At 63.8% G+C, this 20,364-nt stretch carries 14 protein-coding genes, 1 tRNA gene and 2 pseudogenes; 12 read left to right on the top strand and 5 right to left on the bottom strand.

Annotation, left to right across the window (positions count from 1 at the left end):
* Positions 1-108: 108 nt before the first annotated feature.
* Together ACVWW3_RS32885 and ACVWW3_RS32880 are read right to left on the bottom strand one after the other, a co-directional pair.
* Positions 109-1,521 (bottom strand): MFS transporter, encoded by a 1,413-nt coding sequence (locus ACVWW3_RS32885; RefSeq protein WP_456651900.1) that lies wholly within the window; start codon positions 1,519-1,521, stop codon positions 109-111.
* A 90-nt stretch (positions 1,522-1,611) separates the two neighbouring features.
* Positions 1,612-1,899, bottom strand: coding sequence for a hypothetical protein (locus ACVWW3_RS32880; RefSeq protein ID WP_456672470.1), 288 nt, complete (start codon positions 1,897-1,899; stop codon positions 1,612-1,614).
* Here ACVWW3_RS32880 and ACVWW3_RS32875 point away from each other — a divergent pair.
* Positions 1,819-2,996, top strand: a pseudogene (locus tag ACVWW3_RS32875) (LLM class flavin-dependent oxidoreductase). The gene ACVWW3_RS32880 and the pseudogene ACVWW3_RS32875 overlap by 81 nt on opposite strands.
* Positions 2,997-3,060: 64 nt before the next feature.
* Complete coding sequence (locus ACVWW3_RS32870) at positions 3,061-4,437, top strand: cytochrome P450 (RefSeq protein WP_456651902.1); 1,377 nt, start codon at positions 3,061-3,063, stop codon at positions 4,435-4,437.
* A 100-nt stretch (positions 4,438-4,537) separates the two neighbouring features.
* Here ACVWW3_RS32870 and ACVWW3_RS32865 read toward each other — a convergent pair whose 3' ends face one another.
* Positions 4,538-5,380, bottom strand: a complete 843-nt coding sequence (locus ACVWW3_RS32865) for an SDR family NAD(P)-dependent oxidoreductase (protein WP_456651903.1) — start codon at positions 5,378-5,380, stop codon at positions 4,538-4,540.
* A gap of 194 nt (positions 5,381-5,574) precedes the next feature.
* On the opposite strand from ACVWW3_RS32865, the gene ACVWW3_RS32860 reads away from it, so the two are divergent.
* From ACVWW3_RS32860 to ACVWW3_RS32815, 10 genes and pseudogenes are all read left to right on the top strand, one after another.
* Positions 5,575-6,540 carry a sensor histidine kinase gene (locus ACVWW3_RS32860; protein WP_247442051.1) on the top strand — a complete coding sequence of 322 codons (966 nt, stop codon included), beginning with the start codon at positions 5,575-5,577 and terminating at the stop codon, positions 6,538-6,540.
* A gap of 198 nt (positions 6,541-6,738) precedes the next feature.
* Positions 6,739-8,475: a putative bifunctional diguanylate cyclase/phosphodiesterase gene (locus ACVWW3_RS32855; RefSeq protein ID WP_456651904.1), complete on the top strand. Its 1,737-nt coding sequence runs from the start codon at positions 6,739-6,741 to the stop codon at positions 8,473-8,475.
* Between the two features lie 236 nt (positions 8,476-8,711).
* Complete coding sequence (locus tag ACVWW3_RS32850) at positions 8,712-9,896, top strand: substrate-binding domain-containing protein (RefSeq protein ID WP_456651905.1); 1,185 nt, start codon at positions 8,712-8,714, stop codon at positions 9,894-9,896.
* A gap of 168 nt (positions 9,897-10,064) precedes the next feature.
* A complete protein-coding gene (locus tag ACVWW3_RS32845) occupies positions 10,065-10,856 on the top strand; it encodes an ABC transporter ATP-binding protein (RefSeq protein ID WP_354103352.1) in 792 nt (263 codons plus the stop codon).
* Positions 10,853-11,575: an ABC transporter ATP-binding protein gene (locus tag ACVWW3_RS32840; protein ID WP_456651906.1), complete on the top strand. Its 723-nt coding sequence runs from the start codon at positions 10,853-10,855 to the stop codon at positions 11,573-11,575. The genes ACVWW3_RS32845 and ACVWW3_RS32840 overlap by 4 nt, the downstream gene beginning before the upstream one ends.
* The gene (locus ACVWW3_RS32835) at positions 11,572-12,582 is read left to right on the top strand and encodes a branched-chain amino acid ABC transporter permease (protein ID WP_247351609.1); all 1,011 of its coding nucleotides are present in this window, start codon (positions 11,572-11,574) and stop codon (positions 12,580-12,582) included. Before ACVWW3_RS32840 ends, ACVWW3_RS32835 begins: the two co-directional genes overlap by 4 nt.
* Positions 12,579-13,666: pseudogene (locus ACVWW3_RS32830) on the top strand (branched-chain amino acid ABC transporter permease). The gene ACVWW3_RS32835 and the pseudogene ACVWW3_RS32830 overlap by 4 nt, the downstream one beginning before the upstream one ends.
* A 136-nt stretch (positions 13,667-13,802) precedes the next feature.
* Positions 13,803-17,000: a bifunctional diguanylate cyclase/phosphodiesterase gene (locus ACVWW3_RS32825; protein WP_456672267.1), complete on the top strand. Its 3,198-nt coding sequence runs from the start codon at positions 13,803-13,805 to the stop codon at positions 16,998-17,000.
* Positions 17,000-18,055: a sensor domain-containing diguanylate cyclase gene (locus ACVWW3_RS32820; protein ID WP_456651907.1), complete on the top strand. Its 1,056-nt coding sequence runs from the start codon at positions 17,000-17,002 to the stop codon at positions 18,053-18,055. The genes ACVWW3_RS32825 and ACVWW3_RS32820 overlap by 1 nt, the downstream gene beginning before the upstream one ends.
* Positions 18,056-18,112: 57 nt before the next feature.
* Positions 18,113-18,189: transfer RNA gene (locus ACVWW3_RS32815), tRNA-Arg, on the top strand.
* Between the two features lie 246 nt (positions 18,190-18,435).
* Here ACVWW3_RS32815 and ACVWW3_RS32810 read toward each other — a convergent pair.
* Positions 18,436-19,374, bottom strand: a complete 939-nt coding sequence (locus ACVWW3_RS32810) for an NmrA family NAD(P)-binding protein (RefSeq protein WP_456651908.1) — start codon at positions 19,372-19,374, stop codon at positions 18,436-18,438.
* A gap of 85 nt (positions 19,375-19,459) precedes the next feature.
* Entirely contained in the window at positions 19,460-20,281 is an 822-nt protein-coding gene (locus ACVWW3_RS32805; protein ID WP_456651909.1) for an alpha/beta fold hydrolase, read from the bottom strand.
* Between the last annotated feature and the right edge of the window lie 83 nt (positions 20,282-20,364).

The following is a 20,364-nucleotide window of genomic DNA, read 5'->3' as shown; positions in this document are numbered from 1 at the left end:
CCCAAACCAAATAGTTGCTGCAGTGCAAAATAAAAAGACCGTGTGCTGTCGTGATCTCCTAAATCGCGGGAGAACCTGCGGAAATCCGCACGTATTAACCGCGATGCCTCAACTTCGTGCAGAGACGCGGCGCATCCACGCCAGGAATGCGGCACAGATCATGATTAACGTCACAAACAGCACGAGCGAGACGAGAAGTCCTGCGCGCGCTGATTGCAGCGCTTCGACGGCGAAGAACACCGCGCCGATTGCGGCCACTCCGGCCGCATTTCCGATCTGCGCTGTCGTGCCGTACATGCCGGACGCCGAGCCTGCCGCGGCCGGTTTGACTGTCGAAAGCACCGCGCCCGAGAGCGGCGCCATCACCAAACCCTGGCCGTAGCCGAAGATGATCATGGTGAGCGCGAGCAGGAGCGCCGACGGCGTGTCGTCATAAAGCACGACAAGCGCAAGCGCGACGAGGCCCGCGATCTGAAGCGCGCATCCCTCGATCAAGACTTTGGAGTAGCGATGTCGCGCGCGTGCGCTGCTGTGGCGCGAGGCCACGACGAAAGCGAGCGCGAGCGGAATGAAGGCCGTGCCGGCCGCGAGTGGGGGGATTTTCAGTCCCCGCTGCATGAACAGCGTCATGACCAGGTAGAACGAGAGATTTGCAAAGAAGAAAAAGAACGCCGCGCCGAGGCCGCGCAGGAAGGCGGCGTCCGCCAGCAAGGTCAGATCAATCAGCGGCATGCCACCGGCGCGTGCCACGGCATGCTCCAGTTTCGGGAAGGCGAGGAGAATCACGGCGCCGATCGCCATCACCGCCCACAACCACGGCGCCCAGCCGACATCGTGGCCGAACAGCAGCGGTCCGATCAGGCACAGCAATCCAGCGAACAGAACGATACTGCCCGTGATATCGAGCCGCGTGCCGGCGCGACGCGGCACCGAGGGCATGATGCGCCAGGCCGCAGCCGCGATGACGAGACCGCAGGGTACATTGACGAAGAACACCGAGCGCCAGCCGGTGCCGGCGAGATCGATCGTGATCAGGAGCCCGCCGAGCAGGAAGCCGGCGGCGCCCGCGAGCCCGAGCACGATGCCGTAGATGGCGAAGGCGCGGTTGCGCTGTTCATCCGCGAACAGCAGATGCAGCGTCGCCAGCACCTGCGGCACCATCAGCGCGGCGGTCGCACCCTGCGCCAGCCGGGCGATGATCAGCTCAGCGCCTGACAGCGCGAGGCCGCACCACAGCGACGTCAGGGTGAAGCCGAGCAGGCCGGCCAGAAAGACGTTTTTGGTGCCGTGGATGTCGCCGAGCCGGCCGCCGGTGACGACCAGCGTGGCATAAGCGATCAAGTAGATAGCGACGACGGATTCGATCTGCGCCGGCGTTGCGTGCAGATCGACAGCTATCGTGGGGATGGCAACGTTCACGATGAAGGCATCGACGCCGAACATGAACTGAGCGGCCACGACGATCGCCAGCACCCACCAGCGGCGCGACGAATCGATCTGCTTTGTGACGGTTTGATGCATCGACGCGCGAACCCTTCGGATTTCACCGCGTCGATGCTCCCAGATCGGCGTCATCCGCGCGATTACCTCCGAGGTAGGAATCGCGAGGTCTCACTTCTTCCCCGGAGAGAGGAGAAGGGGCAGCTCCATCGCATGCCTGCATTCCGTCGCGCGGGACATCGCACGATTGCCTTCGCTGTCTCCAGCACGTAGCTTCGCGCCACAAACAAACAAAAAATCAAAGCCGGAGAGAACGCCATGGCGCGCCTGAAGTTCGGAGCCTTCCTTGCCCCGCATCACCCGATCGGTGAGCATCCGATGCTCCAGTTCCGGCGCGATCTCGACCTGGTCGAGCAGTTGGACAGCCTCGGCTATGACGAGTTCTGGTGCGGCGAGCATCACTCTTCCGGCTGGGAGATGATCGCCTCGCCCGAGATGTTTTTGGCCGCGGCCGGCGAGCGCACCAAGCGGATCAAGCTCTCGGCACCGGCGTGGTGTCGCTGCCCTATCACCATCCCTACAACGTCGCGCAGCGCATGGTGCAGCTCGACCACATGACCGGCGGCCGCGCCATTTTCGGCTCCGGGCCCGGCGCGCTCGCCTCCGACGCACATACGCTCGGCATCGATCCGATGACGCAGCGCGACCGTCAGGACGAGGCGATAGGGGTGATCCGCCGCCTCTTCAACGGCGAGCGTGTCACCGCCAAGAGCGATTGGTTCACCATGAACGACGCCGCGCTGCAGCTCCTGCCGCTGCAGGAGGAGATGCCGTTCGTGGTGGCCTCGCAGATCTCGCCTTCCGGCATGACGCTCGCCGGCAAATACGGCATCGGCATCATCTCGCTGGGTTCGATGACGACGCAGGGTTTGATGTCGCTGCAGCAGCAATGGCAGTTCGCCGAGGATGCCGCCCAGAAGCACGGCACCACAGTCGATCGCGCGAACTGGCGCGTGCTGCTGACCTGGCACGTCGCCGAGACGCGCGAGCAGGCTCGCCGCGAGGCCGGCCCCGGCCTGCTGCGCTGGCACAATGAATATAACGTCGGCACGCTGCAGCGGCCGGGCCTGACCGCGTTCGCCTCACCCGACGAGGCCGTGGACAAGACCGCCTTCGTCGAGGGCGCGGCCTCCGTCATCGGCACGCCCGACGATCTCGTCAAGATGATCAAGAATGTGATGCAGGTGTCCGGCGGTGTCGGCGCTGTCATCGGCTTCGTGCACGATTGGGCCAATCCGGAGAACACGCGCCGGAGCTGGGACCTTGTCGCGCGCTACGTGGTGCCGGAGATCAACGGCTATATCGACGGCTTGCGTAAATCGCAAAAATTCGTGATCGAGAACCGCGCGATCTTCGAACGAGCGGGACAGGCCGTGATGGCCAAGATCATGCAGAATGAGAAGGCCGCCGAAGCGTTGAAGGTGACCGGCGCCGGCCGCGTTGCGATTCCGGCCGTCAACGCGCCGGATTTGCAGAAGGAAGCGGCAAAGCGGTAAGCGCAGAGTCATCGTAGCCGGACTGTGCTATGCTGGCCGGGTCTAGCCAACCGGAGCAATCGTCATGTCGATGCAGAATGTGGCCGCCCCTGCGCTCGGCTTCACTCCGCCCAAGCGCAACGAGCTGACACACATCCCCGGCGACGAAGGCTGGCCGATCATCGGCAAGACCTTCCAGGTGCTCGCCGACCCCAAGGGGCATATCGAGGCGAACGGCGCCAAATACGGCCCGGTCTATCGCACGCATTTTTTCGGCGAGACCAATGTCGTGCTGCTTGGCCCCGAGGCCAACGAGCTCGTGCTGTTCGACCAGCAAAAGCTGTTCTCATCGACCCACGGCTGGAACAAGGTGCTTGGCCTGCTATTTCCGCGCGGCCTGATGCTGCTGGATTTCGACGAGCACCGGCTGCACCGCAAGGCGCTGTCGGTCGCGTTCAAGTCCGGGCCGATGAAGTCGTATCTGGGCGATCTCGACCGCGGCATCGCCGCGCGCGTCGCGCAGTGGAAGGCCAAGCCCGGCGAGATGCAGCTTTATCCGGCGATGAAGCAGCTCACGCTCGATCTCGCCGCGGCGTCCTTTCTCGGCGCCGATATCGGGCCGGAGGTCGACGAGGTCAACCGCGCCTTCGTCGACATGGTCGCCGCCGCCGTCGCTCCGATCCGCCGGCCGCTGCCCGGCACGCAGATGGCGGCCGGTGTCAGGGGCCGCAAGCGCATCGTCGGCTATTTCCGGGAGCAGATTCCGCTGCGACGCGGCAACCACGGCGGCGATGATCTGTTCTCGCAGCTCTGCCGCGCAACCCACGAGGACGGCGCGCTGCTCTCGGAACAGGACATCATCGACCACATGAGCTTCCTGATGATGGCGGCGCACGACACGTTGACATCGTCGCTGACGTCGTTCGTCGGCGAGCTCGCGGCAAACCCCGACTGGCAGGACAAACTGCGCGCGGAAATTATGGCGCTGGGGCTCGCGCCCGATGCGCCAAGCAGCTTCGACGATCTCGAAAAGATGCCGCTGTCGGAGATGGCCTTCAAGGAAGCGCTGCGGATCAGGCCGCCGGTGCCCTCGATGCCGCGCCGCGCGATGCGCGATTTCACCTTCAAGGGCTTTACGATTCCGGCCGGCACAGCGATCGGCGTTAACCCGCTTTACACCCACCACATGAAGGACATCTGGCCGGAGCCGGATCGCTTCGATCCTTCTCGCTTCACCGAGGAGGCGCAACGCAACCGTCACCGCTTCGCCTGGGTGCCGTTCGGGGGCGGCGCGCATATGTGTCTCGGCCTGCACTTCGCCTACATGCAGGCGAAATGCTTCGCGCGGCACTTCTTGCAGAACATCGAGGTGTCGCTGGAGCCAGGCTACAAGCCGGACTGGCAGATGTGGCCGATCCCGAAGCCGCGGGATGGGTTGCGGGTAAGGGTGAAGGCGGTGTGACCGCCCCAACCGTCATTGCGAGCGAAGCGAAGCAATCCAGACTGCCTCCGCGGAAGCAGCCTGGATTGCTTCGTCGCTTCGCTCCTCGCAATGACGAAAACTACCCGGCCCCCTGATCGAACGCCTTGCGCAGGGCCACGTAGCCCTGCTGCTGCTGAGTCCAGTTGCGGCCGCCGGTCATCGCGCCGTCAATGACGAGGTCATGTCCGTTGATGAAGCTGGATTCGTCGCTGGCCAGGAACACCGCGGCATGAGCGATGTCATCAGGAAGGCCGGCGCGCGGGATCGGCTGCGCGGTCTTGTAGACCTCGCGCATTACCGCCGGCGTCTTCTCCGCCGCATCGGTCGAAAGCCCGAGCGCCTTGCCGAAAATGCCGGTCGCGATGGCGCCCGGCGAGATTGAGTTGACGCGCACGTTGGACTCGCCGAGTTCCATCGCCACGCATTTGGTGAGATGGATCACCGCCGCCTTGGCCGCACCATAGACCATCGAGGACGAGAAACCGGCGAGACGGCCAGCGATGCTGCCGTTGTTGATGATGCTGCCAAAACCCTGCTTCTTCATGTGGGGCGCGGCGTGCTTCATGCCGAGCATGACGCTGCGCACCAAGGTCGCCATCGCCGCGTCGAAGCGCTCGACCTCGAGGGCTTCGACGCCACCGGTCTGCGCCGGGCCGCCAGCATTGTTGAACAGGCAGTCGATGCGGCCGAATTTGTCCACCGCGAGCCCGATCAGCGCCTGCATCTGCGCTTCGGCCGTCACATCCGTCTGGCGGAAGACGCAAGCCGCCCCGAGCTGCTTCGCCAGCGCCTCGCCTTCCGGTATACGCCGGCCCGCGATCACAATTTTGGCACCTTCGGCAACGAAGACTTCCGCAGTCCGCAACCCGATCCCGCTCGTCGCGCCCGTGATCACCGCGACCTTGCCATCCAGCCTGCCCATGGAATGTCCCTGTTTTCGAACCTCCTGACGCCAAATGGCGGACACCGATCGATCCCGGCGCCGCGACACTCGGCGCCGCAGCAGGCACTATTCCTGCCGGCTTCCGACAAGGCAAGCTTTGCTTGCGCCGGCGGCATGCGTAACATTCCCGGCGACCGCTCGATTGTCGCACGCATATCGCAACCGGACTGCGCATGGGGAAGCTGATCGACGAATTCCGCAAGGGCTGGCGGGGCGCGGCACCGCCATCGCTCGGCTTGAGCCTTGCGTTTGCGGTCACCTGCCTGCTGGTTGCGACGCTGGCGCGCTGGGCTCTCGCCCATATGCGGCCCGACGTCTATTTCACGCCGTATTTCCCGGCCGTGTTCTTTGCGGCCGCGTTCGGCGGCTTCCGCATCGGCGTCATCACGGCGCTGGTCGGCGGCGTGCTCGGCGTGGTCGTGAATTTCGGCGATGCCTTGGCCGATCCCTCGCGATTTGCCCTGCTGGCGCTCTATTGGGCGGTCTGCGCGCTGACCATCTGGGGCGTCGAGCACTATCGCTCGCTCCTCGTCGAGCAGCGCCGGATTTCCAGACGCCTGATCGAGGAAGAAGACTACCGCAAGCTGCTGGTCGACGAGCTCCAGCATCGGCTGAAGAACAAGCTGTCGACGGTGCATGCCGTGCTGCATCAGGTGCTGCATGATCAGCCGCAAATCTGGGCCCGGATTGATCCGCGGCTGCGGTCGCTTGCCGCGACCGATGATTTGATCTCGCGGATCGACAAGGCCGGCTGCGACATTCGCGACCTCCTGATCTCCGAGCTCGGCCCTTACGGCCATGTCCGCTTCTCCCTCAACGGCGACCGGCTGTTCCTGCCGCCGAAGCTCGCGGTCACCCTGTCATTGATGTTTCACGAGCTCGCCACCAACGCAGGCAAATATGGCGCGTTCTCCGCGCCGCGCGGATTGCTGCAGGTGTCATGGACAGTCAGCGACGACCGTCTGACCGTCACCTGGGATGAAACGGAGGGCCCGAGCGTGGACAAGGTCTCCGAGCCCGGTTTCGGCACCAAGCTGTTGAAGTCGGCACTGTCGGCCTTCGACGGCAAGTCCGAGGTCTTCTATCTCAGGACCGGACTTCATTGCACCATGCAATGCCGCATCCCCAAAAGCGGTTAGACACAGCGCAAACGAAAGCCGATCGCGCGCGGTTTCGCTGGGCGCGTTGACCCGCTGTTAATGACGATGGGCTGCGCGCGTCGCATCGCCGCAAAACACCCCCGTATTTCTCCGGACCCCTTAACCAAACTTAAGAGGGAACTGCGCAAGATCGCGCCATTGCAAATGCGCGCTGAAACAACAAGATTCATGACTTCTATGAACGACAACAAATATTCCGGCGCGAGTGAAGCCGAACTGGGATTCCTCAAGGAAATCGTTAGAATGCTGCCTGCCGGCCTGACCGTGCAGGACGAGCAAGGCGAATTTCTCCTGGTCAACGATGTCGCAGCCGCCCAGCTCGGCATGGACGGCAGCCGTCCCTCACCCAATCTCACGTCGCGCCGGGAAGCTTGCCAGCGGGCCCTGAGCTCCGGCCAGCCGGTCGTCGCCGAGGAAGCGCTCCACGACGGAGCCGCACGCCAGGTGCTGCTCACCACCCATCGTCCGATCCGCCTCGACGGACGCGAACTGCTGATCTCGGCCTCCTCCGACATCACCGAGCAGAAGAATTTCGAGGACCAGCTGTTCCGCTCGGCGTATTTCGACGAGCTGACCGGCCTGCCTTCGCGGCGCGTGATCGAACATCGCGCCACCAGCCTGCTCGCGCAGGGTCGCGCCGGCGAGCGCTTTGCGCTCGCCTTTCTCGACGTCGACAATTTCAAGCACATCAACGATTATTACGGCCACGCCGTCGGCGATGCCCTGCTGGCCGAGCTGTCGAAGCGGCTCGGGCGCGACTTGCGCGATTCGGACATGCTGTCGCGCATCTCCGGCGACGAATTCCTGCTGCTGCTGTCGCCGATCCAGAGCCAGGAGGAAGTCGCCGAATTCATGCAGTCGACGCTGGAGCGGCTGACGGCGCCGTTCTTCATCGACAATTCGGAAGTCTTCGCCTCCACCTCCGTCGGCATCAGCCTCTATCCCGATCACGGAAGCAGCTTCGAGACGCTGCGTCAGAACGCCGACATCGCGATGTACCGCATCAAGAATGACGGCAAGGGATCGGCGGCCTTCTTCGACTCCAGCATGGAGCGCGAGGCGTTGGCGCGGATGAAGATCGAGCAGTCGCTGCGGCAGGCCATCCTGGAGAAGCGCTTCTGCTGCGCCTTCCAGTCCAAGGTCGACATCCGCACGCAGGACGTGAAGGGCATCGAGGCCCTGGTGCGGCTGCGCGACGACGAAGGTGTGATCCAGGCACCCGGCTCGTTCATCAATCTTGCCGGCGAACTCGGATTGATCGACGAGCTGACCCATCTCGTGCTCGCCGAAATCGTCAAATCGATCGACCTGATCAACGAGACGTTTGGCGCGGAAGCAACCATCAGCATCAACGTCGCGGCCAAGCAGGCCGGCAACCCCGAATTCATGCGCAGCTTTGCGCAGGCGCTCGACGACACCGGCTTTCCGCAGCGTTTCATGATCGAGGTGACGGAAGACGCCTTCGTCGCCAAGAATCATTTCCAGGCTGAAATCCTGCCGATGTTCCGCAAGCTCGGTGTCGGCATCTCGATCGACGATTTCGGCACCGGCTATTCCTCGCTCTCTGCGCTCGCCGACATCACCGCCGACGAGATCAAGATCGACCGTTCTTTCATCACCGACATTCACAAGCGCCCGCGCAACCAGGGCATCCTGCGTGCGATCGAATCCTTGAGCGAAGCGCTCGGGATGACCGTGATCGCCGAAGGCATCGAATCCTACGAGGAGCTCGCCTATCTCCAGGCTGCAACCAAGATCCGCTACGCGCAGGGCTATTATTTCGCCCGGCCGATCTTCCTGGAGGAGCTGAAGCTCGCAACGCCCGTCTCCAGCGAGGCCCGGGCGAACGTCGCAAGCCGGCCGACGCAGCAGAACCGCCAAGGCTATTCGCGCGCGAGCGGCTATCGGCGGTAACCGCTCCGCCGTCCACACCCTTGCTTTGCAAAGCATGCTCAGCCCGATCCGAGGTGACATCAGCGCACCGGCAGGTCCGGCGCTGCCGATTTCTTCGGCAGAGGCAAGACGCCACGCACGCGTCAACACAGTGTCACACGCGCTCCCGCGCAAGGCGGCCGTAAGCTGTAATTGCAATGTTCGCACCGTTGTGCAAATCGCTATGACCGAGAAACGTTAAATCAGGAGGGACCATCGTGCGTCGTTCACTCATCACAACAACAGCCATTCTCGCCTTCGCCGCGAGCACCTGCGCACAGGCCGACGATCTCAAGATCGCGCTGATCTACGGCAAGACCGGCCCGCTCGAAGCCTACGCCAAGCAGACCGAGACCGGCCTGCAGATGGGCTTTGAATACGCCACCAAGGGCACCATGACGCTCGACGGCCGGAAGATCGTCGTCATCACCAAGGACGACCAGGGCAAGCCCGATCTCTCCAAGGCGGCGCTCGCGGAAGCCTATCAGGACGACAAGGTGGACATCGCGATCGGCACGACCTCGTCGGCCGCGGCACTCGCGATCCTGCCTGTCGCCGAGGAGAACAAGAAGATCCTGATCGTCGAGCCCGCGGTCGCGGATCAGATTACCGGCGAGAAGTGGAATCGCTACATCTTCCGCACCGCGCGTAACTCGTCGCAGGACGCGATCTCCAACGCGGTCGCGATCGGCAAGCAGGGCGTCACCGTGGCGACGCTGGCGCAGGACTACGCGTTCGGCCGCGACGGCGTCGCCGCCTTCAAGGAGGCGCTCGCCAAGACCGGCGCGACGCTGGCCGCCGAAGAATATGCCCCGACCTCGACCACCGACTTCACCGCGGTTGGCCAGCGCCTGTTCGACGCGCTGAAGGACAAGCCGGGCCGCAAGGTGATCTGGGTGATCTGGGCCGGCGCCGGCAATCCTCTGGCAAAGCTCCAGGACATGGACCCGAAGCGCTACGGCATCGAACTGTCCACCGGCGGCAACATCCTGCCGGCGCTCGCGGCCTACAAGGGCCTGCCCGGCATGGAAGGCGCCACTTATTATTTCTATGAGATTCCGAAGAACCCGGTGAACGACTGGTTCGTCGCCGAGCACCAGAAGCGTTTCAAGTCGCCGCCGGACTTCTTCACCGCGGGTGGCTTCGCCGCCGCGATGTCCGTCGTCGCCGCCGTGACCAAGGCGAAGTCGACCGACACCGAGAAGCTGATTACCGCGATGGAAGGGCTGGAGTTCGACACGCCGAAGGGCAAGATGATGTTCCGCAAGGAAGACCATCAAGCGCTCCAGAGCATGTATCACTTCAAGGTCAAGGTCGATCCGAACGTCGCCTGGGCCGTGCTCGAGCCAGTGCGCGAGCTGAAGATCGAGGACATGGACGTTCCGATCCGCAACAAGCGCTGAGTTGTCTTGCTTCACCTCTCCCGCTTGCGGGAGAGGCCGGGAGAGGGCTCTGTCCTCTTGTGGGTTCTCGCCTGAGGAGGCACCCTCTCCCCAGCCCTCCTCCGCAAGCGGGGGAGGGAGCGCACCGCGACCGCGGATCGTTTCCTCCTCTCATCATTTGCCAGACCAATGACGCCGACCCTCGAAACCCGCGACCTGACCATCCGCTTCGGCGGTCATGTCGCAGTCAACAGCGTCACCTGCAGCTTCCGCCCCGGCGAACTCACCGCGATCGTCGGCCCGAACGGCGCCGGCAAGACCACCTATTTCAACCTGATCTCCGGACAGCTTCGCGCATCAACCGGCAGCATCCTGTTCGACGGTACCGACATCACCCGGCACTCGGCGCCGATGCGGACGCGCGCAGGCCTGGGGCGCGCCTTCCAGCTCACCAATCTGTTTCCGAACCTCTCGGTGGAGGAAAACGTCCGCCTCGCCGTGCAGGCCGCCGACGGCACGCATTACGACATGCTGCGGCCCTGGACGGTCCGCCGTGAGCTGATCGCCCGCGCTGATGCGATTCTGGATCAGGTCGCGCTCGGCGGCCGCCGCGGCGTGGCCGCGACCGCACTGTCGCATGGCGATCAGCGCAAGCTCGAGGTTGCGCTGATGATTGCGCTGGAGCCGAAGGTGTTCATGTTCGACGAGCCAACCGCAGGCATGAGCATCGACGAGGTGCCGGTGGTGTTGAACCTGATCGCGCAGCTCAAGCAGGATAAAAGCAAGATCATTCTCCTCGTCGAGCACAAGATGGACGTCGTCCGCTCGCTCGCCGACCGCATCATCGTGCTGCATAACGGGCAACTTGTTGCCGACGGGCCACCGGCCGAGGTGATCGCCTCACCGATCGTGCAGGAGGCTTATCTGGGCGTCGCACCCAGGAAAGCTGCAGGGGAGAAAGCTGCGGGGAGCGCGGCATGACCGACCTGCTCCAGCTCTCCGGCGTACACACCCATATCGGCCGCTATCATATTCTCCAGGGCATCGATCTCGCCGTCGCGCAGGGGCAGACCACGATGCTGCTCGGCCGCAACGGCGCCGGCAAGACCACGACGCTGCGCACCATCATGGGCCTCTGGCAGGCTTCTTCCGGCGAGATCAGCCTCGCCGGCGAACGCATCGAGAGCCGTGCGACGCCCGACATCGCGCGGCTCGGCATCGGCTACGTGCCGGAGAGCATGGCGGTGTTTTCTGACCTCACGGTGAAGGAAAATCTGGTGCTGGCGGCGCGCGACGGACCGCTGGACGACGCCCAGCTCGACTGGATTTTTGGTTTCTTCCCGGCGCTGCGCCGGTTCTGGCTGTCGCGCGCGGGGAGTCTCTCGGGTGGACAGAAGCAGATGTTGTCGATTGCCCGCGCCATCGTCGAACCGCGCAAGCTCTTGCTGATCGACGAGCCGACCAAGGGGCTGGCACCCGCGATCGTGATGGCGCTGATCGAGTGCCTGAAGGAGATCAAGCGCAAGGGCGCCACCATCCTGATGGTCGAGCAGAATTTCTTTGCCGCCCGCGAGCTCGGCGACAACGTGCTGGTGATGGACAACGGCACCATCGTTCATCGCGGCGAGATGGCGGCCTTGGCCTCCGACGTGCCGCTCCAGGAACGACTGCTCGGCCTGAGCTTGGAGGCGCATCAGTGACTGAACTCGCGGCAACCGATCCGCTGCCGAAGCCGAAGCGCGACATCGCGCCGATCCTGCTGCCGATCGCGGTCGCCCTCGTGATGATCCCGCTGATCGGCTCCCCCAGCACCTGGCTGACGCTGACGGCCGCGAGCCTCGCCATGGGCATGATGATCTTCATCATGGCCTCCGGCCTCACGCTCGTGTTCGGCCTGATGGACGTGCTCAATTTCGGCCATGGCGCCTTCATCGCGGTCGGCGCCTATGTCGCGACCCTGGTGCTGGCGCCGTTCGCGGCCTCCCTTCAGGCGGATTCGCTGTGGATGAACCTCGCGGTGCTGGCGCCGGCGGCATTGCTGTCGATGGCGGTCTCCGGCGCGCTCGGCCTGATCGTCGAGCGGGTGCTGATCCTGCCCGTCTACGGCCAGCATCTAAAGCAGATCCTGATGACGACGGGCGGCCTGATCGTCGCCGAGCAGACGCTCTATGCGGTGTGGGGGCCGCAGATCATCCCGACGCCGCTGCCGACCTCGCTGCGCGGCTCCTTCATTTTCGGCGACGTCGCGATCGCCAAATACCGCGTGCTGGCGATGCTGATCGGCCTCGCCGTCTTCATCGCGATCCAGCTCGTGCTCAACCGGACCAAGCTCGGACTTCTGATCCGCGCCGGCGTCGAGAACCGCGAGATGGTCGAGGCGCTCGGCTATCGCATCCGCCGTCTGTTCCTCGGCGTGTTCATGACGGGATCGGCGCTGGCCGGCCTCGGCGGCGTGATGTGGGCTCTGTATCGCGAGCAGGTGCACGCCTCCATGAGCGACGACCTCACCGTCTTGATCTTCATCGTCGTCATCATCGGCGGCCTCGGCTCGATCGGCGGCTGCTTCATCGGCGCGATCCTGGTGGCGATGGTCGCCAATTACGGCGGCTTCCTGCTGCCAAAACTCGCTCTCGTCTCCAACATCCTGCTGATGGTCGCCATTCTGATGTGGCGGCCGCGCGGCCTCTATGCGGTGACCAGCCGATGATGATCCTCTCGGGCGATCCGCCGCGTAGCCGCGTCCTCACGCTCGTTCTCGTCCTCATTATCCTGGCGCTGGTGGCGACGCCGTTCCTGTTCCCCGGGGCGAAGGCGTTGAACGTCGCGGCCAAGATCTGCGTCTTCGCTGCGCTGGTCGCCTCCTACGATTTGCTGCTCGGCTATACCGGCTCGGTGTCGTTCGCACACACCATGTTCTACGGGATCGGCAGCTACGCGATCGCGATCGCACTGTATGGGATGGGCCCGAATTGGGCCGCGGTTGCAACCGGCATCGTCGTCGGCCTGCCGCTTGCCGCGCTGCTTGCGCTTGCGATCGGACTGTTCTCGCTGCGGGTCGCCGCGATCTTCTTTGCCATGATCACGCTCGCGGTCGCGTCCGCCTTCCAGGTGCTGGCCTCGCAGCTGTCCTGGCTGACCGGCGGCGAGGACGGCCGCAGCTTTCAGCTGCCGGAGCTGCTGCGCCCCGGCACGGTGCTGATCTCCAGGAACGTGCTCGGCTTCGAGGTCAACGGCCGCATCCTGACCTATTATCTGCTGTTCGCCGTCTCGGCGGTGATGATCCTCGCTTTGCTGCGGGTGGTGAACTCGCCGTTCGGGCGCGTGTTGCAGGCGATCCGCGAAAACCGTTTCCGCGCCGAAGCGCTCGGCTTCCGCACCGTCTTCCACCTGACCTACGCCAACTGCCTCGCCGCACTGGTGGCCGCCGGCGCCGGCATCCTCAATGCACTGTGGCTGCGCTATGCCGGCCCCGATACCTCGCTCAGCTTCTCGATCATGCTGGACATCCTCCTGATGGTGGTGATCGGCGGCATGGGCACGATCTACGGCGCGATCATCGGCGCCACCATTTTCATCCTTGCCCAGAACTATCTGCAGTCGCTGATGTTGGCGTCGCTTCCAAGGCGGCGTCGGAAGCCGGCCTGCCGCTGCTGCCGGGGCTGTTGCATCCCGACCGCTGGCTGCTGTGGCTTGGGCTGCTCTTCATCGCCAGCGTCTACTTTTTTCCGACCGGCGTGGTCGGGCGGCTGCGCAATGGCGGTGGCGACAAGAGCGCTGATACCTCGCATTAACGCGCGGTTAGTGATGCAGCGCAGCGGCTTGCTGAACACGACTGGGATCGCGCAACGCGATTAATGCTTAGGTAACTGGCTTTCCTAAGCTTTGCGCCATTTGTGCGGCGTATTCCTGTCCCTCCAGGGAGGGGGAATGCGCCAGGTCTTATCAGGGGTCGCAGCAGGAATGTCCCTAGCCGTGAAGAACGGCTGGGAGGCAGCGATTCGCCGCGGACCAGTGCTGTGGCTGACCCTGTGCGGCGTGTTGCTGGTCGCTGGGATCTTCGCCGTGACCGCCATGGCGGTCGGCGAATTTCGCGAACGAACCCTGGCCAATCGCGAGCGCGAGCTGGAAAACACGGTGCAGCTGATCGCGCGGCACTTTGATCAGCAATTCGAAGATTCCGACGTCGTCGCAGCCGATGTGATCGGGCAGATGAACCTGCCGGAAATCACCTCACCCGCGATGTTCCGCGAGCGGATGTCGGGGCCTGCCGCCAACCAGATGCTGCGCAGCAAGATCAGCGCGGTGTCCTACCTCGGCGACATCGTCATCTACGATGCGGAGGGTGAGATCGTCAATTGGTCGCGCGCCCAGCCGCTGCCCACGATCAACATCGCTGCCCGCGCCTATTTCCAGACTTTCAAGTCGGACCCGCGATCCGAGCCGGTGCTGCTGGAATCCGTGCGCAGCTACGTCATCGGCAAATGGACCACGGTCGTCGCGCGACGTCTGAACATGCCGGACGGCACTTTCCTCGGCGTCCTGGTGCGCCGGATCGATCCCGACAATTATCATCGCTATTTTGCTTCCGTGGCGCTCGGCGAAGGCGCGGCCATTTCGCTGTTCGACCGCGAAGGCAAGATGCTGGCGCGCTACCCGCATGTCGAAGACCTGATCGGCAAGAACTTCAAGGATGCGCCATTGATGCGCAAAATGCTGACCGACGGCGGCCGGCACACCCTGCGCGTCAAAGGTCCGATCAACGGCGAGGACCGCCTCGGCTCGGGGGCGTCACTGTCGCATTTCCCGCTGGTTATCGTCGCGACCAATACCACGAGCGCCGCGTTGGCCGATTGGCGGCAGCAGACCGGCTTCATGGTCACCACGGCCGGGCTTTCGGCCACGGTGATCGCGCTGATCCTGTTCCTGATCGTTCGACAGATCAACCAACAAAACCGCGAGGCGCAGCAACGGCTGGAAGCGGAGCGCGGGCGGCTCGACACGGCCCTGAACAACATGTCGCAAGGGCTGATCCTGTACGACGCTGCCGGATACATCGTCACCTGCAACCGCCGCTACGCCGACATGTTCGGCCTGTCTTCGGACGTCATCAAACCCGGCTGCCACATCCATCAGGCGATGGACCATCGCAAGGAACGCGGCGCGTTCGACGGCGATGTCGAGGCGTTTTGCGCCGACGTCATGAGGGTCGTGGCCGAAGGCACGGTTTCCACCAGGATCCACGAGCTGCCCAACGGCCGCGCTTTCCAGGTCATCAATACACCGCTCGCGCAGGGCGGATGGGTGGCCACGATCGAGGAGATCACCGAGCGGCGGAACCTGGAGCAGGAACGCGACCGCAACTACATGTTCCTGCGCGAGATCATCGACCATATCCCCTCGCAGATCACGGTGAAGGATGCCCACACCCGGCAATATCTGCTGATCAACCGGACCGCCGAGGAGCAATTCAACCAATCGAGTGAAGAGATCGTCGGCAAAACTCCCTTCGACTTGTATCCGGACGCCACGGCCATGGTCGTTACCGACGACGACAGCAAGGCGTTGCGGGAGACCAAGGGGTTGCTCAAGGGCGAGCACCCCTGGCAAAGCCAGACCAGGGGACTCCGCTACATCACCTCAACCCGGATCGGCATTCGCGATAAATCCGGCGAGCCGCGCTATCTCATCAACGTCGTCGAGGATGTCACCGAACGGCGGCGCGCCGACGAGAAGATCGCGCATATGGCGCATTACGACGCGCTCACCGACCTGCCGAACCGGGTGCTGTTCCGCGACCAGATCGAACACGAGCTGGAGAAGGTCGCCGGCGGCGGTCAGTTCGCGTTGCTCTATATCGACATCGACGAATTCAAGGGCATCAACGATTCGCTCGGCCATCACGTCGGCGACGAGTTGTTGAAGGCGATCGCGGGCCGGATCCGCGGCTGCCTCGGACAAGGCGACCTGATCGCGCGGCTTGGCGGTGACGAATTCGCGGTGATCCAGACCGGGATCGAGTCGTCTGCCGACGTGGTGTCATTCGTGACGCGGATCTTCGAGGCGATCCGACGGCCCTATCACTGCTTCGGTCATCAGCTCTCCACCGACGCCAGCATCGGCATCGCGCTGGCGCCGCAGGACGGCACCGATCTCGACCAGCTCATCAAGAATGCCGATCTCGCGATGTACGGCGCCAAGGCCGAAGGACGCCGCACCCACCGCTTCTTCGAGCCGGAGATGGATGCGAGCGCCAAGGCGCGTCTGAGCCTGGAGCAGGATCTGCGCCAGGCCCTGGTGACCGGCGGTTTCGATATTCATTATCAGCCGCTGGTTGATCTGCGCAGCAACGAGGTCGCCGGCTGCGAGGCGCTGCTGCGCTGGCGGCATCCCGAGCGCGGCATGGTGTCGCCGGCGGAGTTCATTCCGATCGCCGAGGACACCGGCCTGATCAACGAGCTCGGCGACTGGGTGCTGCGCATGGCCTGCAACGAGGCCGCAACCTGGCCGTCGCATGTGCGTGTCGCGGTCAACGTCTCGCCGGTGCAGCTCAAATGCGACACGCTGGCGCTGCGGATCGCCGGCGCGCTTGCCGCTTCCGGGCTCGCCCCGTCCCGGCTCGAGCTCGAAATCACCGAGGCCGTTCTGATCCGCGACGACGAGGCGGCGCTCTCGATCCTGCATCAGCTCCGTGCGATCGGCGTGCGCATCGCGCTCGACGATTTCGGCACCGGCTACTCATCGCTCAGCTATCTCAAGCGCTTCCCGTTCGACAAGATCAAGATCGACCGCTGCTTCGTCGCTGATATCGCGGAGACGAGCGGCGCGCCCGTGATCGTGCAGGCGGTGGTGAACATCGCCGCCGCCAGCAACATGACCACGGTCGCCGAGGGCGTCGAGACCGAGGCGCAGCGCGAGATGCTGCGCGCGCTCGGCTGCACGCAGATGCAGGGCTATCTTTTCAGCAAACCGAAGCCGGCCAGCGAGGTGCGAAAGCTGTTCGGCCAGGGCGATGGCTTGCCCCAAGCCTTACCGGTCCAAGCCTTGCCGGTCCAAGCCTTGCCGGTCCAAGCCTTGCCGGTCCAAGCCTTGCCGGTCCAAGCCTTGCCGGTGGCGGCGGTGGCCTGATGGCGAAGCCAGCCAAAATTCCACCCAAGACCGTCGACGTTGCGGATTCCTATGCCGTGCGGCTGATGCAGCATCTGGTGGTGCCGACTTTCGTGATCGACCCGAAGCGCCGCGTCGTGATCTGGAATCGTGCCTGCGAGCGACTGACCGGAGTGGCCGCCTCGGAGGTGATCGGCACCAATAAGCACTGGCAAGCGTTCTACGAGACCAAGCGCCCTTGCCTCGCAGACCTCGTCGCGCTCGACCGCCCGGAACAGCTGCCGGAGTTCTATTCGGAATATGCCGCACGCGGCCATAACGGGCTCGGCTTCAGCGCCGAGAACTGGTGCGTGATGCCGAAGCTCGGCAGCCAGCTCTATCTCGCCATCGACGCCGGCCCGATTCACGACGAGGCCGGCCATCTGATCGCGGTGGTGGAGACGCTGCGCGATCTCACCGACCAGAAGCGCGCCGAGATGGCGCTGAAGGAGCTTGCCACCAAGGACGGGCTGACCGGCCTGTCGAACCGCCGCTCGTTCGATCAGATGCTGTTGAGCGAATGGGCCCGCGCCCAGCGGACGCAGAAGCCGATGGCGCTGCTGTTCGTCGACGTCGATCATTTCAAGCTGTTCAACGACCGCCACGGCCACCAGAGCGGCGACGAATGCCTGCGCGCGGTCGCTGCCGCCGTCAGCCGCCATGCCGTGCGCCCGCTCGATCTTGCCAGCCGCTATGGCGGCGAGGAATTCGCGCTGATCCTGCCGGACCTGGATTGCGACGGCGCCTGCGTCATCGCCGACGAGATCCGCTGCGCCGTCATGGCCTTGCGGATCACCCATGGCGCCGACGGGGCCGGCGACCACGTCACCCTCAGCGTCGGCGTCGCCAGCCACATTCCGGGCGAAACCGACGGCAGCCCCGACCGGCTGCTGGGCGCGGCCGACGAGGCGCTCTATGCGGCCAAACGGCTCGGCCGCAACCGCGTCATCTGCGCCGAACGGCTGCTCGCCGAATTCGCCGGCCTCGGCCGGGACATCCTGCCGGTTCCTGGCCGCATCGCCCGCAAATCAGCCTAGCTGGAGACGGCGGAAGCGGTTGCCCGCTCCCGGTCAATCGGCTAAATGAACCCCACTGCACCCGTAGCTCAGCTGGATAGAGCGTTGCCCTCCGAAGGCAAAGGTCACACGTTCGAATCGTGTCGGGTGCGCCATTTCTCTTTTATCTTACAGAGCGATTCGCGGGTCTGAACCGAAATTCCGCTTCGGTCTCATTCGAACGAGCAAGCAATCTCTGAAAAAGTCATTGCGATTGCAGGTACACTGCGTTCGGAACTCGAGGAGTTCCCCCCGAGGGACCATCTTGGCAGATCGTGACTTGAAGTGAATGTCGGTATCGGTGGTTGCGTGCCCTCACGACCACGCTCTTTTGCGAAGCCGTACCCCTGCTACGATGCCGTTTATTCAGCCGCGCTCGAAGGCGCGACCGGTGCGAACGCATGCGCGTTCTTCTGCACGAACTCCCGAACGCTCATCGGAGGTACGCCGGTCAGTCCTTCGACATCCTTGCTGAACCGATCGTACCGGTTGTCCCGATGGAGCTGGGCCATCGTCACGACGTGCGAGATAACATGAGGTGGCATCCCGAAGTCGGCAAGTTGCCCCTTCATCATCTCGGGCGGAACGTCAACGTACGTGATCGTGCGGCCAAGCGCGGCCGAGAATTCGCGCGCGACCGCGTCCATGTCCTGCGAAACCGGGCCGGTCAGATGGTAGGTTTGGCCGATATGCTCGGTGGGCTCACTCAAGATCTCGGCGATCACCCGAGCGACATCGGCTGCAGCGATGGCTGAGTTCTTGCCCCTTCCAAAGGGCGCCATGATTTTGTCCTGCATGGAGACGGTTTTCGCGGTTTGAAGGAATAGCCCCTCCATGAAGGCCGTTGGTCGTACTTCCACCACTGGCAGCCCGGACCAGGACAATATCTGCTCCGCCAACCAATGCTGCTTTTGCTGTGGGCTGGGGGTCGTGTTGACGATGTCCATCTCGTTGACGGTCATCTGGGAGAGATTGACGAACGTCTTGACGCCGTGGTGCTTCGCGACGACGGCGACGTTGACAGCCGCTTCGAGATAGGTCGGCGCGACTGACATTGCGAAGCAGAGACGTTCGCACCCCTCGATCGCCCGATGTACCGCCGTAAGATCGAGCAGATCGCCAACTACGACTTCTGCACCGAGGGCGCGCAACCTTGTGGCCCGCTCGTCGTCCACACGAACCTGCGCCCGTACCCGGAATCCACGGGCGAGAAGCAGCTCCGTCACGGAGCGGCCCACCGAGCCGATCCGTCCAGCCGCCCCGGTCACGAGAATCGGAAGTTCATTTCGTGCCTTGCTCATCTTTCGCCTCACTCAGAATGACCATGTCTTGCCGCGCACGTATCCGCCTTGCCGCCGGTCGATCGGCAGGAGGACTTCGTCCCCGTCATCCCTTGAGGAAGGCCAGCAGGTCTGCGTTCACTTGATCGGCGTGGGTGACGCACATGCCATGTGGAGCACCGGCATATTCCTTCAGGCTCGCGTTTGGCAGGATCTTCACCGAACGCCGGGAGGCGATGTCGATAGGAACGATCTGATCGTCATTACCTTGCAGCAGCAGAGTTGGGATCGTCATCTTCTTGAGATCATCCGTGAAATCGGTCTCGGAGAAGGCCTTGATACAATCATACTCGCCTTGGAGGCTCCCCATCATGCCCTGAAGCCAGAAAGAGTCGATCTGGCCTTGCGAAACCTTTGCGTTGGGACGGTTATAGCCAAAGAACGGCATCGCCAATTCCTTGAAGAACCCCGCCCGATCGGCGACCACGCTTGAGCGCAGGCCGTCGAAGACGCTCATCGGCGCACTGTTGGGGTTCGTTGGCGTCTGCGCCATGTGTGGAGGCACCGCGGAAATCAGGACTGCTTTCAACACACGTGATGTGCCATGGCGGCCGACATAGCGCGCCACCTCGCCTCCACCGGTCGAGTGGCCGATCATCGTCACGTCCTTGACGTCGAGCTTCTCGAACAGCGTGGCGAGATCGTCGGCATAAGTGTCCATGTCGTTGCCGGTCCACGTTTGATCCGATCGACCATGGCTGCGTCGATCATGGGCGATGACGCGGTAGCCGTGGTTGGCCAGGAACAGCATCTGGGCGTCCCAGGCGTCTGCGGTGAGCGGCCAGCCATGGGAGAAGGTCACGACCGGACCGGCGCCCCAGTCCTTGAAGTAGATCTTCGCGCCGTCTCTCATTGTCGCGGTCGTCATGAGCTTTGATCCTTTGTGAGCAGGTTGGTGGGCTGGCGGCTCGGCGACCTTCGTCGCGTCCGCTAGCGCCGCTTTCGGGAGGC

Source organism: Bradyrhizobium sp. LM2.9, assembly GCF_054056555.1.
The sequence above is the reverse complement of the archived record's forward strand: the minus strand, read 5'-3'. Positions and strand labels throughout refer to the sequence as shown.